Annotated in this window: 12 protein-coding genes and 2 pseudogenes; 9 read left to right on the plus strand and 5 right to left on the minus strand. The window is 69.2% G+C overall.

Annotated elements, in window-relative coordinates:
• Positions 1-2: 2 nt before the first annotated feature.
• From MFF64_RS20170 to MFF64_RS20185, 4 genes are all read left to right on the plus strand, one after another.
• Positions 3-2,090: a 3-hydroxyacyl-CoA dehydrogenase NAD-binding domain-containing protein gene (locus MFF64_RS20170; RefSeq protein ID WP_238192206.1), complete on the plus strand. Its 2,088-nt coding sequence runs from the start codon at positions 3-5 to the stop codon at positions 2,088-2,090.
• 352 nt (positions 2,091-2,442) lie between these two features.
• Positions 2,443-3,651 (plus strand): pimeloyl-CoA dehydrogenase large subunit, encoded by a 1,209-nt coding sequence (pimC, locus tag MFF64_RS20175; RefSeq protein WP_099906424.1) that lies wholly within the window; start codon positions 2,443-2,445, stop codon positions 3,649-3,651.
• Positions 3,652-3,846: 195 nt separating this feature from the next.
• Positions 3,847-4,995, plus strand: coding sequence for an acyl-CoA dehydrogenase family protein (locus MFF64_RS20180; RefSeq protein WP_099906422.1), 1,149 nt, complete (start codon positions 3,847-3,849; stop codon positions 4,993-4,995).
• Between the two features lie 126 nt (positions 4,996-5,121).
• Complete coding sequence (locus MFF64_RS20185; RefSeq protein ID WP_099906421.1) at positions 5,122-7,098, plus strand: transketolase family protein; 1,977 nt, start codon at positions 5,122-5,124, stop codon at positions 7,096-7,098.
• Positions 7,099-7,246: 148 nt separating this feature from the next.
• On the opposite strand, the gene msrB is transcribed toward MFF64_RS20185, so the two are convergent.
• Positions 7,247-7,690 (minus strand): peptide-methionine (R)-S-oxide reductase MsrB, encoded by a 444-nt coding sequence (gene msrB / locus MFF64_RS20190; RefSeq protein ID WP_099906420.1) that lies wholly within the window; start codon positions 7,688-7,690, stop codon positions 7,247-7,249.
• Positions 7,691-7,818: 128 nt separating this feature from the next.
• Entirely contained in the window at positions 7,819-8,058 is a 240-nt protein-coding gene (locus tag MFF64_RS20195) for a hypothetical protein (protein WP_099906418.1), read from the minus strand.
• 448 nt (positions 8,059-8,506) lie between these two features.
• Between MFF64_RS20195 and tauA the strand changes: the two genes are divergently transcribed.
• From tauA to MFF64_RS20215, 4 genes are read left to right on the plus strand one after another with little or no spacing between them, the layout of a single operon-like run.
• A complete protein-coding gene (tauA, locus tag MFF64_RS20200) occupies positions 8,507-9,523 on the plus strand; it encodes a taurine ABC transporter substrate-binding protein (RefSeq protein WP_099906416.1) in 1,017 nt (338 codons plus the stop codon).
• 18 nt (positions 9,524-9,541) lie between these two features.
• Positions 9,542-10,345, plus strand: coding sequence for a taurine ABC transporter ATP-binding subunit (gene tauB, locus MFF64_RS20205; protein WP_099900165.1), 804 nt, complete (start codon positions 9,542-9,544; stop codon positions 10,343-10,345).
• On the plus strand, positions 10,342-11,193 hold the full coding sequence (locus tag MFF64_RS20210) for an ABC transporter permease subunit (RefSeq protein WP_099900163.1): 852 nt from the start codon (positions 10,342-10,344) through the stop codon (positions 11,191-11,193). The genes tauB and MFF64_RS20210 overlap by 4 nt, the downstream gene beginning before the upstream one ends.
• Positions 11,194-11,234: 41 nt before the next feature.
• Entirely contained in the window at positions 11,235-12,617 is a 1,383-nt protein-coding gene (locus MFF64_RS20215) for an aminotransferase family protein (RefSeq protein WP_099900169.1), read from the plus strand.
• 164 nt (positions 12,618-12,781) lie between these two features.
• Here MFF64_RS20215 and MFF64_RS20220 read toward each other — a convergent pair.
• From MFF64_RS20220 to MFF64_RS20230, 3 genes and pseudogenes are all read right to left on the minus strand, one after another.
• Positions 12,782-13,090, minus strand: a pseudogene (locus MFF64_RS20220) (ABC transporter permease); the annotation flags it as partial.
• Positions 13,091-13,497: 407 nt separating this feature from the next.
• Positions 13,498-13,737, minus strand: a pseudogene (locus tag MFF64_RS38620) (hypothetical protein); the annotation flags it as partial.
• Positions 13,665-14,012: an ArsR/SmtB family transcription factor gene (locus tag MFF64_RS20230; protein ID WP_273557164.1), complete on the minus strand. Its 348-nt coding sequence runs from the start codon at positions 14,010-14,012 to the stop codon at positions 13,665-13,667. The pseudogene MFF64_RS38620 and the gene MFF64_RS20230, both read right to left, overlap by 73 nt.
• Before the next feature lie 117 nt (positions 14,013-14,129).
• On the opposite strand from MFF64_RS20230, the gene MFF64_RS20235 reads away from it, so the two are divergent.
• Positions 14,130-14,816, plus strand: a complete 687-nt coding sequence (locus MFF64_RS20235) for a sigma-70 family RNA polymerase sigma factor (RefSeq protein WP_238192210.1) — start codon at positions 14,130-14,132, stop codon at positions 14,814-14,816.
• Positions 14,817-14,955: the final 139 nt, after the last annotated feature.

Here is a 14,955-nt window from a genome sequence, read left to right on the forward strand (position 1 = left end):
CCATGGCGCAAGATACGCCCGCTCAAAATCCCGTCTCGACCGCCCGCGAGGGCGCGGTCGCGGTGCTGACGCTGCAATCCGGCCCGGTCAACGCGCTGGGTTCGGGGCTCCGCCAGGGCATCCTGGCGGCGGTCGAGGCCGCGGAGGCCGATCCCGCCGTCAAGGCGATCGTGCTGATCGGCGGCGGCCGGATGTTCTCGGCCGGGGCCGACATCACCGAGTTCGGCAAGCCGCAGAGCGGCATCGGCCTGCCCGACCTCCTCAACCGCATCGAGGCGTCCACGAAACCGGTGATCGCCGCGATCCACGGCAACGCCCTCGGCGGAGGGCTCGAGACCGCGCTCGCCTGCCACTACCGGGTGGCGGTGCCCTCGGCCAAGGTCGGCCTGCCGGAGGTCAAGCTCGGCATCCTGCCGGGGGCCGGCGGCACCCAGCGCCTGCCGCGGGTGGTCGGCCCGCGCAAGGCCCTCGAGGTCATCGTCGGCGGGTCGCCGATCGGCGCCAAGGCGGCGGCCGGAATGGGGCTGATCGACGAGTTGGCGCCGGAGGAGTCGCTGCGCGCCCACGCCATCGCCTTCGCCGAGCGCGTCGTCGCGGAAGGCCGGCCGCTCACCAAGATCCGTGACCGCGACGACAGAATCGCGGAAGGCCGCGACGATCCCGGCCTGTTCGCGGCGTTCCGCGAGGAGAATGCCCGCAAGACCCGCGGCTTCGAGGCTCCCGAGGCCTGCATCGCCTGCGTCGAGGCCGCCTGCCGGCTGCCCTTCGACGAGGGAATCGCCTTCGAGCGCGCGCAGTTCCAGACGCTCGTCTCCGGCACCCAGTCGGCGGCGCAGCGCTACGTGTTCTTCGCCGAGCGGCAGACCGCCAAGATCCCGGACGTGCCCGAGGACACGCCCGCCCGCCCCATCGCCAAGGTCGGCATCATCGGCGCCGGCACGATGGGCGGCGGCATCTCGATGAATTTCCTGAATGCCGGCATCCCGGTGACGATCGTCGAGACCAAGCGCGAGGCGCTCGACCGCGGCCTCAAGACCATCCGCACCAATTACGAGAACACCGCCAAGAAGGGCCGGCTGAAGCCGGAAGACGTCGAGACCCGGATGGGCCTCCTCTCCGACACCCTGGAGCTGGACGCGCTCGCCGATTGCGACCTCATCATCGAGGCCGTGTTCGAGGATATGGGCATCAAGAAGGAGATCTTCTCCAAGCTCGATCGGATCGCCAAGCCCGGCGCGATCCTGGCCTCCAATACCTCGTACCTCGACATCGACGCGATCGCCGCGATGACGAACCGACCGGCCGACGTGATCGGCATGCACTTCTTCTCGCCCGCCAACGTGATGCGGCTCCTGGAAGTCGTGCGCGGCGAGAAGACCGCGAAGGACGTCGTCGCCACCGCAATGCAGATCGGCCGTAAGATCGGCAAGATCTCGGTCCTCGTCGGCGTCTGCCATGGCTTCGTCGGCAACCGGATGCTGGCCCAGCGCCAGCGCGAGGCCAACCGGCTGATCCTCGAGGGCGTGACCCCCTGGGACGTCGACCGGGTGATCTACGAGTTCGGCCTGCCGATGGGCCCGTTCACGATGAGCGACCTCGCCGGACTCGACATCGGCTGGAGCGCCGAGACCAACAAGTCGGAAAGCGTCCGCGACCTCCTCTGCGAGCAGGACCGCCGCGGCCAGAAGACGAGCGCCGGCTTCTACGACTACGACGCCAAGCGCAAGGCGACGCCCTCGCCGGTGACCGAGGAGATCATCGCCAAGGTCGCCGAGCGCCAGGGCGTCAAGCGCCGGGACGCCACCGACCAGGAGATCCTGGAGCGCACCCTCTACCCGATGGTCAACGAGGGCGCGAAGATCCTCGAGGAGGGCAAGGCGATCCGGGCCTCCGACATCGATATCGTGTGGATCAACGGCTACGGCTGGCCCGTCTATCGCGGCGGCCCGATGTTCTGGGCCGACACGATCGGGCTGCCGAAGGTGCTGGAGCGCCTGCGCGCCTACCAGGCCGAGTACGGCGACGAGTTCAAGCCGTCGGCGCTGCTGGAGCGGCTGGCGGCCGAGGGCAGGGGCTTCAAGGACCTGTAATACCGCCGCGCCTTCGAACGGACTCGTTCGGATGCGCAAGGCAAGCCCGAATGGGCGCCGGCGCTGATGCGCCGGACGCCTTGCCATCGACGTGTCGATGGCAAGGCGCGAGGGTATAAGTGCAGCGCGCGGGTGAACCGTCCCCCCTCAGCGGGGGAGGGTGCCCGGTGGAGCCGGCGGGAGAGGGGACACCGCTTCCGGAGAGGTCGCGAGCGTCAAGAAGGGCGCCACCTCCAGCGTCGCGCTGCCCTTTCCCGGCCCTGCTGACGCAGGGTCCACCCTCCCCCGCAGACGGGGGAGGGTTGGGCGGCGAGCTAGACATTCAGACGAACAACCTCCCGAGGAGGCACCCATGGACCTTCGCTTCACCCCCGAGGAGCGCGCCTTCCGCCAGGAAGTCCGCACCTTCTTCCAGGAGAACTTGCCGCAGGAGATCCGCCAGAAGCTTGTCGACGGCCGCCACCCGTCGAAGGACGACATCGTCACTTGGCAGAAGATCCTCAACAAGAAGGGCTGGGCGGTGCCGAACTGGCCCGTCGAGTGGGGCGGCACCGGCTGGGATCCGGTGCGCCAGTACATCTTCCTCGACGAGCTCCAGAGCTTCCCGGCGCCGTCGCCGCTGCAATTCGGCGTCTACATGGTCGGGCCGGTGATCGCCCAGTTCGGCAACGAGGCGCAGAAGACGCACTTCCTGCCCCGCATCGCCAACCTCGACGACTGGTGGTGCCAGGGCTTCTCCGAGCCCGGCTCCGGCTCCGACCTCGCCTCGCTCAAGACCAAGGCGGTGCGCGAGGGGGATACTTACGTCGTCAACGGCCAGAAAACCTGGACCACGCTCGGCCAGTACGCCGACTGGATCTTCTGCCTGGTGCGCACCGACGCGACCGTGAAGAAGCAGGAGGGCATCAGCTTCCTCCTCATCGACATGAAGACGCCGGGCATCACCGTGCGGCCGATCCAGACGATCGACGGCGGGCACGAGGTCAACGAGGTGTTCTTCGACGACGTGAAGGTGCCGGTCGAGAACCTGGTCGGCCAGGAGAACAAGGGCTGGGACTACGCCAAGTTCCTGCTCGGCAACGAGCGCACCAACATCGCCCGCGTCGGCGTCTCCAAGCAGCGCATCCGGCGGCTGAAGGAGCTGGCGGCTCTGGAGCGGGTCGGCGACACGCCGATCCTGGAGAATCCGCGCTTCCGCGAGAAGCTGGCGGCGCTCGAGATCGAGCTGAAGGCGCTCGAGATGACGCAGTTGCGCGTCGTCGCCGCCGAGCGCACCCGCGAGAAGGGCAAGCCGGACCCGGCCTCCTCGATCCTCAAGATCAAGGGCTCGGAGATCCAGCAGGCGACGACCGAATTGCTGCTCGAAGTCGTCGGCCCCTACGCCCTGCCTTACGTGCCGGAGGACGAGGGCGACGAGCCTCTGAGCAACGAGCCGCCGGTCGGTCCCGACTGGGCGGGACCGGCCGCGCCGACCTACTTCAACTGGCGCAAGATCTCGATCTACGGCGGCTCGAACGAGATCCAGAAGAACATCATCGCGAAGGCGATCCTGGGGCTTTGAACGCCAACCCTCGACCTCATCCTGAGGTGTCAGTCGATCTCCGATCGACTGACCTCGAAGGGGGGCTCCAGGGATCGCGGAGAGTTCTGGAGCCCTCCTTCGAGGCTCGCTTGCGCTCGCACCTCAGGATGAGGTCGCGGGTGGGATGAAGAGACAAAGCCGCGTTTCGACACCGGCGAGAACGGAAACGATCCGATGGATTTCGATCTGAGCGAGGAGCAGCGCCTCCTCAAGGACAGCGTCGAGCGGCTTCTCGCCGACCGCTACGATTTCGAATCCCGCAAGCGCCATTCCAAGGAGCCCGAGGGCTTCTCGAAGGCGATGTGGGCGGCTTACGCAGAGCAGGGACTGCTCGCGGTGCCGTTCGCGGAAGAGGATGGCGGCATCGGCGGCGGGCCGGTCGAGACGATGATCGTCATGGAGGCGTTCGGCGGCGCGCTCGCGCTCGAACCCTACCTCGCCACGGTCGTGCTCTCGGGCGGCGTGCTGCGCCACGCGGCGGCGCCTGAGCAGCGCGCCGAGTGGCTCCCCGGCCTCATCGCCGGCGAGACTCGCTACGCCTTCGCGCACACCGAGCGCCAGGCCCGCTACGACCTCCACGACGTCGGCGTCACCGCGCGCCGCGACGGCGACGGATGGGTGCTCGAAGGGGAGAAATCCCTGGTCCTGCACGGCGACAGCGCCGACCGGCTGATCGTCTCGGCCCGGACCTCCGGCTCCCGGCGCGACCGTGACGGCATCGGCCTGTTCCTGGTCGAGGCCAATGCCGAGGGCGTGTCGCGCCGCGGCTACCCGACCCAGGACGGGATGCGGGCGGCGGAAGTCTCCTTGTCCTCGGTCCGGGTCGGGTCCGGCGCCGTGATCGGCGATCCCGCCGGGGCCCTGCCGGTGATCGAACGGGTGACGGACGAGGCGATCGCGGCGCTCTGCGCCGAGGCGGTCGGCGCCATGGACCGCATGCACACGCTCACGGTCGAGTACCTGAAGACCCGCAAGCAGTTCGGCGTGACGATCGGCTCGTTCCAGGTGCTCCAGCACCGGGCCGCCGATATGTTCATCGCCTTGGAGCAAGCCCGCTCGATGGCCTTCCTCGCCACCATGATGGCGGGCGAGGACGACGCGGAGGAGCGCGCCCGGGCGATCGCCGGCGCCAAGGTCCAGATCGGCCGCTCCGGCCGCATCGTCGGCCAGGGCGCGGTCCAGCTCCACGGCGGCGTCGGCGTGACGATGGAGTACAGCGTCGGCCACTACTTCAAGCGGGTCACGATGATCGACCAGCTGTTCGGCGATGCCGACCACCATCTCGGTCGGGTGGCCCGGATGGGCGGGCTGATCGCCGCCTGACGGAGCACGAGCGGGAGATGAATCCCGCTCATCTCCGCGAGGGTAAAACTCGTTTGAGTTCGCCTTCTGGGGGCGGTTGGGTGATCTTGCCTCAAGAGCACCCAACAATCCCCGGGAGGGACCCCGATGACCTGCACCGAGCCGCGCGCGCTCGCGGACGCGATCCGCTTCCTGTCCATCGACGCCATCGAGCGGGTGGGCGAGGGGCATCCGGGCACGCCGCTCGGCGCTGCCGACACGGTGACAGCGCTCTTCACCCGCCACCTCAAGTTCCTGGCCCGCGAACCTTTGTGGTTCGACCGCGACCGCTTCGTCGAGTCGAACGGCCACGGCTCGATGCTGCTCTATTCCCTGCTGCATCTCAGTGGCTACGAGGGGATCGGGCTCGACGACATCAAGCGCTTCCGCGAACTCGGCTCGCCCTGCGAGGGCCACCCGGAATACGCCCCCGCCCACGGCATCGAGACCACCACCGGACCGCTCGGCCAGGGCATCGCCAACGCGGCCGGCATGGCGCTGGCGGAAGCCTACCTGAACCGCTGGCTCGGGCCCGACATCATCGACCACCGCACCTACGCCCTCGTCGGCGACGGCTGCCTGCAGGAGGGAATCGGCCAGGAGGTGATCTCGCTCGCCGGGCACCTGCGCCTGGGCAAGCTGACGTTCCTCTGGGACGACAACCAGATGACCGACGACGGCGCGATCGACCTCGCGCTGAGCGACGACATGTCGGCGCGCTTCCGGTTGAGCCACTGGCACGTGCAGGAGGTGGACGGCCACGATAGCGAGGCGGTCTCGGCCGCCCTGCTGCTGGCCAAGGCCGATCCGCGCCCCTCGATGATCCGCTGCACCACGGTGATCGGCCGCGGCCTGCCGGGCGTCGAGGGCACGCGCGCGGCGCATTCCGCCCGCATCCCGGCCTCCCTCAGCGCCGCCGCCCGCAAGGCCCTGAACTGGCCCCACCCGGCCTTCGAGATCCCGGAGGAGATCCGCGCCGCCTGGCGTGCTGCCGGCGAGCGCAACGCGCCCGCCTTCGAGTCATGGACGCGCCGGGTCGCCGCGCTACCGCCGGAGCGCCGCCGCCTTCTCGATCGCCTGCGCGAGGGTAAGCTGCCGGAGGGCTGGGACGCCCCCTTGCGCGCGTTCCGCGAGGAGGCCGCCCGCTCGGGCAAGGCGCAGTCCGGCATCGCCCTCTCGGGCGAACTGGTCGACCGCCTGGCGGAAGCCATTCCCGAACTCCTCTCCGGCGCGCCGGACCTCGAGGGCGCGACCCAGCACAAGCGCAGCCTCAAGCCCTTCACGGCCGAGGACCAGGGCGGGCGCTACGTCCATTACGGCATCCGCGAGCACGCCATGGGGGCGATGATGAACGGCATGGCCGCCCATGGCGGCGTGGTGCCGGTCGGCGTCACCTACCTGGTCTTCTCGGACTACCTGCGCCCGGTCCTGCGGCTCGCCGCCATGATGGGTCTCCCGGTGCCGTTCGTGTTCAGCCACGATTCGATCGGCATCGGCCGCAACGGGCCGACCCATCAGCCGGTTGAGTACCTGGCCTCGCTCCGCGCCATTCCCAACATGCTGGTCCTGCGCCCCGCCGACGCCGTCGAGGCAGCGGAGTGCTGGCAGATCGCGCTCCAGAACCGCACCGGCCCATCCTCGCTGATCTTCGCCCGCCAGGTCCTGCCGGCATTGCGCCGCGACGGGTTGGGCGAGAACCGCTCGGCGAGGGGCGCCTACGTGCTGGAGGAGGCGTCCGGCCCCCGCCGTGTCACGCTCCTCGCCACCGGCTCCGAGGTCAGCCTCGCCGTCGAGGCCCGTCGCCGGCTGGAGGAAGAGGGCATTCCGACGGCCGTCGTCTCGATGCCGTCCTGGGAGCTGTTCGAGCGCCAGGACGCCTCCTATCGCCGCGCCACCCTCGGGTCCGGCACGGTCCGGGTCGGGATCGAGGCCGCGGTGCGCCTCGGCTGGGACCGCTATCTCGGCGAGGAGGGCGGCTTCGTCGGCATGAGCGGCTTCGGCGCCTCGGGAGCGGAGGCCGACCTCGCCCGGCATTTCGGCCTCACGCCGGAGCGGGTAGTGGAGGAGGCGCGGGCACGGTTGTAGCGGCCGGTGCCCTCCTCAAGTTCGTTGCCTGCACGCTCATGGATTCCCGCTTGCTCTTCTCGAACAAAGATAGAGCACGTCTCCCCTCTCCCACACGGGAGAGGGGATTCCGGGCCATACTTTCCAGCAGAGTCGAACGGTCCTCGTTTCAACCCTCGACCTGGTCGAGATAGGCACCGTAGCCCTCGGCCTCCATCCGGTCGCGGGGGACGAAGCGCAGCGAGGCAGAGTTGATGCAGTAGCGCAGGCCGCCCCGGTCCCGCGGTCCGTCCGGGAAGACGTGGCCGAGATGGCTGTCGCCGTGCTTCGAGCGGACCTCGGTGCGGATCATGCCGTGCGTCGTGTCGCGCAGCTCCGCGACGTGGGCCGGCTCGACCGGCTTGGTGAAGCTCGGCCAGCCGCAGCCGGATTCGTACTTGTCGGAGGAGGCGAACAGAGGCTCGCCCGAGACGATGTCGACGTAGATTCCCGGCTCCTTGTTGTCGAGGTACTCGCCGGTCCCTGGCCGCTCGGTGCCGTTCTGCTGGGTGACGCGGTACTGCTCGGGGCTGAGCGTGGCGATGACGGCTTCGTCCTTCGTGTAGGTCGGCATCCGGCGGTCTCCGGGAGGTTTCTTCGTGAGACCCATATGGGCCTGCCGGCCGGCAGAGCGAAGGGCCGAGGTTGCGATCATCGCGAGCCCTCGGCCCATCCGTCCGATGCCGCTCCGCGGACCGTCCTTCAGGGCTTGTCCGCGTAGGGCGGCACCTCGACGAGCGTGCCGATCAGGCGGAGCAGGGCCTGCTGCTCCGGCTTCCCGGTGCCGTCGCTCAGGAAGGCGCCCAGCTCGATGTGGCGCAGGCGGCTGCCCGACGGACCGTTGGGCTGATGGATGACGAAGGCCCGGCCGTTGCTGGGCTCGCGGCCGAGGTACCAGCTCTCTCCGCTCGGGCTCTGGTACAATTCGCGTCGGTTCGACATGACGGCCACTCCTGCTCGGTGCCGAGCGTGAAGCCCGAGCCTGAAGCCAACGTGCCAGGGACCGGGAGGATGCGGGAAGGGCGCGCCGGCTGTCCCCGAGCTGCCCTACGCAGGCCGGGACCATCGTGCCAGTAAAAATTCTTCTCTCGTTCCCAGTTCCGGTGGAGGCATTCAAGGTTTTGCCGGATCGTCAGTGGAACAACCTACTGTATGCTTGCCAAAAAAGAGAAGGCATTTTTTGACGCGGTGATGTTCTGTCCCGGATGGGCTTGACCGCCGGGTCTCCGGATCAGAAACCGGCATCGGATGCCCGCGCGAGCGGCTGCCAACGCCCGGAAAGATCCGATCGTCCTGCCGGACCGCACCGGCCTGCGAATTCCGGCCCGAGATCTGCTTCAGGGCCGGAGGGCCGTCGCACGCACCGCCGGGCTCGCAACGAGGACCGCGCATGATCACCAGGAAGACCTTGCTCTCCGCTCTCTCCGCCATGGCCCTCGGTTCGATGACGGGGATCGGCCTCGCCCCGGCGCGGGCGGCCGAGAAGAGCGTCACCTTCGCCTACCAGGACATGACGACGCCGATCCGCGTGCTCATGGAGAGCGGCGAGCTGGAGAAGCGCACCGGCTACAAGGTGAAATGGGTGAAGTTCGGCGGCGGCGGGGACGTGATCCGCGCCATGGCGTCGGGCAACGTCGATATCGGCGAGGCGGGCTCCTCGCCGATCGCCGCCGCCGCCTCGCAGGGGCTGCCGATCAAGCTGTTCTGGATCCTCGACGATATCGGCGATGCCGAGCAGCTCGTTGCCCGCAACGGGACCGGGATCACGGCGGTCAAGGACCTGAAGGGACGGACGGTCGGCGTGCCGTTCGTCTCCACTGCCCATTACCAGCTGATGTTCGCCCTGCAGGAGGCGGGCCTGGGCCCCAAGGACGTCAAGGTCCTCAACATGCGCCCGCCGGAGATCGCGGCGGCCTGGGAGCGCGGCGACATCGACGCCGCCTTCATCTGGGCGCCGGTGCTGACGGTGGCGAAGAAGACCGGCACGGTCATCGCCTCAGCCGGCGACTTCGCCCGCAAGGGCAAGGCGACCTTCGACGGCATCGTCGTCACCGACGCCTTCCTGGCCGCCCATCGCGACTTCATGACGACCTTCGTGCGGCTGCTCGCCGCCGCCGACGCCGAGTACGCCAAGACCGGGGCTTCCTGGACCGAGTCCTCGCCGCAGGTCGCCGCGATCGCCAAATGGACCGGGGCCGCCCCCGCCGAGGTGCCGGCGGCGCTCTCCGCCTACCGATTCCCGACGCTCGCCGAGCAGGCCTCCCCCCGCTGGCTCGGCGGCGGCGCGGCGGACGCGCTCAAATCGACGGCGGAGTTCCTGAAGGCGCAGGGCCGCGTGCCCGATCTCGCGCCGAACTATGGCGCCTTCGTCACCGCCGACCTGGTCGACGCCGCCCTCAAGCCCTGAGCCTCGGGAGACGCGCCGATGCTGGAGATCCGCAAGCTCAGCGTCCGTTACGGCGAGGGCGAGAGCGCGACGCTCGCCCTGTCCCGGGTCGACCTGACGATCGAGCCGGGCGAGTTCGTGGTCGCGCTCGGCGCCTCGGGATGCGGGAAGACGACCCTGCTCAATGGCATCGCCGGCTTCCTGCCGGCGACGGAGGGGCAGATCCTGCTCGACGGGCGCCCGGTCACGGGGCCCGGGGCCGATCGCGGCGTGGTGTTCCAGCGCCACGCGCTGATGCCCTGGCTCGACGTGCGCGACAACGTCGCCTTCGGACTCAAGATGCAGGGAGTGCCGAGGCCCGAGCGCGAGGCGCGGGCCCACGCCATGCTCGACCTTGTCGGCCTTGGCGGCGCCGCGGACAAGAAGATCTACGAGCTCTCCGGCGGCATGCAGCAGCGCGTCGGCATCGCCCGGGCGCTCACTGCCGATCCGCGCATGCTGCTGATGGACGAGCCGCTGGGGGCGCTCGACGCCTTCACCCGCGAGCAGGTCCAGGAGCTGATCCTGACCCTCTGGGCGCGGACGCGGAAGATGGCGTTCTTCATTACCCACGAGGTCGAGGAGGCGATCTTCCTGGCGACCAAGCTCGTCATCATGACGCCCCGGCCGGGACGCATTGCGGAGATCATCCCGCTCGAGTTCTGCCGGCGCTTCCTCGCGGGCGAGACGTCGCGGGCGGTGAAGTCCAGCCCCGACTTCATCGCCATGCGCGAGCGGGTGCTCAGCGTCATCCACGACCATGGCGGGGCGAGAACGGACCCCGAGCGAGGAGCCGCCGCATGAGCGAGGCCGCCACCGACACCCCTGGCGCGGCGATGAGCGCGCCGTCCTCGGTCCGCCGGCGCCGCCCCGCGATGCGCGGGCGCGTCCCGCCCGCCTGGCTGATCAGCCTCGCGACCATCGTCCTCGCCCTCGCCGCCTGGATCGCCGCGACGCAGGCCGGCGTCGTCAAGCCGCTGTTCCTGCCCCGGCCCGGAAGCGTGCTCGCGGCTTTCTCCGACGCGCTGGAGGGGCGCATCGACGGCGCGCCGCTCCTCGAGCACGTCATGACCAGCCTGATGCGGGTCGTCGCCGCCTTCGTGCTCGCAGGCCTCATCGGGATCCCGGTCGGCCTCGCCACCGGCCTCAATTCCACCCTGCGAGCGGCGCTCGATCCGTTCATCGAGTTCTACCGGCCGCTGCCGCCGCTCGCCTACCTGCCGCTCGTCATCATCTGGTTCGGCATCGGCGAAACCTCGAAGATCCTGCTGATCTTCCTCGCCTGCTTCGCGCCGGTGGCGCTCGCCGCCCGCGCCGGCGTCTCGGCGGCGAGTGCCGACCAGGTCAACGCCGCCCGGGCGCTCGGCGCCAGCCGCGCGCAGGTGGTGCGCCACGTGGTCCTGCCGGCGGCCCTGCCCGACATCCTGGTCGGCCTGCGCATCGGCATGGGCGTCGGCTGGACGACCCTCGTCGCCGCCGAGATGGTGGCGGCCTCCACCGGCATCGGCCAGATGGTGCTCAACGCCTCGAACTTCCTGCGCACCGATATCGTGGTGATGGGCATCCTGGTCATCGGCGCCCTGGCGGCCGCCTTCGAGTTCGGCATGCGCCGGCTGGAACGGCGCCTCACCCCGTGGAAGGGTAAGGTGTGACGGCCCGCCCCGCCGACATCACCGGATTCGAAGGACGCCCCATGAACGACATGCTCCGCACCAACGACCTGCGTCACGTCATCGAGGCCGACCGGGCCCATGTCTGGCACCACCTCTCGCAGCACAAGGCCTACGAGACCACTGACCCGCGGGTGATGGTCGAGGGGAAGGGGATGCGGATCTGGGACGCGACCGGGCGCGAATACCTCGACGCGGTCGCCGGCGGCGTCTGGACCGTCAATGTCGGCTACGGCCGCACCAGCATCGCCGACGCGGTGCGCGACCAGCTGGTCAAGCTCAACTACTTCGCGGGCGCGGCCGGCTCGGTGCCGGCGGCCCTGTTCTCCGAGCGGCTGATCGCCAAGATGCCCGGCATGACCCGGGTCTATTACTCGAATTCGGGGTCGGAGGCGAACGAGAAGGTGTTCAAGATGGTGCGCCAGATCGCGCACCGGCACCATGGCGGGCGGAAAGCCAAGATCCTCTACCGCGAGCGCGACTATCACGGCACCACGATCGGCGCGCTGGCGGCCGGGGGCCAGGACCAGCGCCGCGACCAGTACGGGCCGTTCCCGGACGGCTTCGTGGCGGTGCCGCACTGCCTCGAATACCGCAGCCAGTGGGGCGCCGTGGAGAATTACGGCGAGATGGCCGCCGACGCGATCGAGGCGGTGATCCTGCGCGAGGGGCCCGACAGCATCGGGGCGATCTGCCTCGAACCGGTCACCGCCGGGGGCGGCGTCATCACGCCCCCGAAAGGCTACTGGGAGAAGGTGCAGGACATCTGCCGTCGCCACGAGATCCTGATCCACATCGACGAGGTGGTCTGCGGCATGGGCCGCACCGGCGCGTGGTTCGGCTACCAGCACTACGGCGTGAAGCCCGATTTCGTCACCATGGCCAAGGGCGTGGCCTCGGGCTACGCGGCGATCGCCTGCACGACGACGACCGAGGCGGTGTTCTCGCTGTTCAAGGACGACGCCTCCGACCCGATGTCCTACTTCCGCGACATCTCGACCTTCGGCGGCTGCACCGCCGGCCCGGCGGCGGCGCTCGAGAACATGCGGATCATCGAGGACGAGGGCCTCCTCGACAACACGGTCGCGATGGGCGAGCGGCTGATGGCCGGCCTGCACACCCTCGCCGAGCGCCACGCCGTCATCGGCGACGTGCGCGGCAAGGGCCTGTTCTGCGGTGCCGAGCTCGTCGCCGACCGCGCCACCAGGGAGCCGGCGGAGGAGAAGCGGGTCCAGGCCGTGGTGGCCGATTGCATGGCGAACGGCGTCATCATCGGCGCCACCAACCGCTCGCTCGCCGGGCTCAACAACACCCTCTGCCTCAGCCCGGCCTTGATCGCGACCCCGGCCGACATCGACCGGATCGTCGAGGCGATCGACGGGGCGCTGGGCCGGGTGTTCGGCTGACAGCGCGCCACGCCTCCCGGCTGCCACGTCTCCAGGATCTCGCGGGCGCGGTGGTGACCTCCGCGCCCGCGAGAAGGAGTGCCGCTACCGGCGGCGCTGCCGAGGAACCGGAGATTGGCGGTCGAGAGCGGCATGAAGGCGACGTCGTCCTGGTCCGGCCCCTTTGGGCTGAGCACGCCCACGACCTCGAACGGGACGTTCATGATCCGGATCTCGGCGCCGACCGGGTCGCCCTCGGCGAACAGCTCGCGGGCGAGGACGCTGCCGAGCACCGCGACCTTCCCGGCCGTCGCCTCCTCGGTCGCGTTGAAGGTGCAGCCGGAGGCGAGCGTCCAGTCCCGGACCACGAAGTGGTTCGTGGTGGTGCCGTTGACCGCCGTGTTCCAGTTCCGGTTCTCGCGCACGGCCTGGGCGCTGCCGGCGATCGCCAGCACGGCGACGACCGAGGCGACCCCGATCAAGATGCCGAGCATGGTGAGCAGGCTGTGCAGGGACCGAGCGACGACTGGATTGAGCTGCCAATCGTCACCGAGACCTGATCGGAGGTGCGCAATTGGACGATGGCGGTCTGGGTGTGGCCGCCGGTGCCGGTCAGGGGCCAGTCCGGCGGGACGACCGTGAGGCGGGAGCCTGCTGCGCGGCAGCTCCCTACGAGACAAGGGCGAGGGCGGCGAGCGCCGCCGCGCGCAAGGCTGCGCTCAATACCGCGCCGGCATGTACATCTCGACCGGGATCTCGCCGCTGACGTAGTCGGGCTTGCGCACCCGCTCGTGCAAATAGACGGGCGGGCGCTCGACGGTGCCGTAAGGCACCTGCTCCGGCAGGTGGCTGATGCGTTGAGGCGGGCACGCCGCTTGTCGATTGCTTCGACGGCCCACCACGGCGCCTCCGGGATACGGGTGCGGGCCAGCCTATCCTCCTTCGCCCGGATGTAGCTCTGCCAGCGCCGGCGTGATTCGATGTCTATCGGACTGAGCTTCCACGGCTTGAGCGGATCGCGGATGCGCATCTCGAAGCGGTAGGCCTGCTCGGCGTCGGTGCAGAAGCTCATGACCGGCTCGACGCCGGCGTGGTTGTACCAGGAGCAGTGGGGGAGAGTGCGGCCTCGCCGCGGCGGCATGCCGGCACCGGCAAGCAAGCCTCCGGCCTGCCGCCGCAGCAGGCCTGGGTCAGGTAGTCGGTCAGGCCGGCGAGGCCTCGGGGAAGCGCGGAGTAGATCACCGACGCGCCCTGGCGGCGCAAGGACACGAGACCGGCCCCCTGCAACTGCCACAGATGGAAGGTCAGGGTCGAGGGGGCGCAGCCGATCGTGGCGCCGAGCTGCCCGGCCGGCATCCCATTTGGCGAGGCGTGCAGCAGGGCCCGCAGCGCACGCAACCGCGTCTCCTGCGCCAGGGCGGTGAGGGCCGCGAGGGCTCCGGCCTCATCAGCATCGGTCGAGCTTCTATTGCCATCAAAATTCGAACCGTTAAAAAGAAAGCATCGAACGAGATCATGGGTCCTCTCCCGACAATGAAGATCGATCCGACTGCGCTCTCCCCCGCGCCGACACCGCCATCCGACACAGTCACTGCCTATGTGATTCAAGGTTTTCTCAGAAAACCTCTGCAGCAGTACTTCAGTCCTGTCGCACAGACCGAGCTGCCGCCACGCCTCGCTGAGCTGCTGGCCCGGGTCGAGGCTGCCCTGGCGGCAAAAGGGGAGGCGATCAGCTTCGACTTCCGTAACGCTCTGATGACGGCGTTGCCAGCTCTGCGGACCTTCGGTCTCTCGCTGTCGCACGACGTGGTGCGGGCCGACGATCTGGTCCAGGAAACCTGCGCCCGGGCCTGGGCGAACCAGCACCGGTTCCAGGCCGGCACGAACTTCACCGCCTGGCTGTTCACGATCATGCGCAACCAGTTCTACACGGATCTGCGGAAGGGTCGTCGGGAAGTCGAGGATGGCGACGGGATTCTCGCGGGTCAACTGGCCGCGCCGGCGGATCAGGACCATGCCAGCACCCTGCGGGTGGTCCGGGAGCGGATGGAGTCTCTGCCCGAGGCCCAGCGCCAGGCGCTGCTGCTGATCGGCGCCGAGGGCTACACCTATGAGGAGGCGGCGCTTCGGCTCGGCTGCCAGGTCGGCACGGTGAAGAGCCGGGTGAGCCGGGCTCGGTCGTCGCTGCTGGCGGCACTCGGCGAGGTGGTGGATCACTGATCGACCCGTCATTCGCCGTGGATCGGCACCGCCGAGAGTGTGGCGCGAACCGTTCGACCGATCATCTGCGAAGAAGAAGTGAGATGGTGGGGGAAGTAGGACTCGAACCTACGAAGGCATAGCCAGCGGATTTACAGTC

The organism is Methylobacterium frigidaeris (assembly GCF_022179185.1).
Classification (GTDB): domain Bacteria; phylum Pseudomonadota; class Alphaproteobacteria; order Rhizobiales; family Beijerinckiaceae; genus Methylobacterium; species Methylobacterium frigidaeris.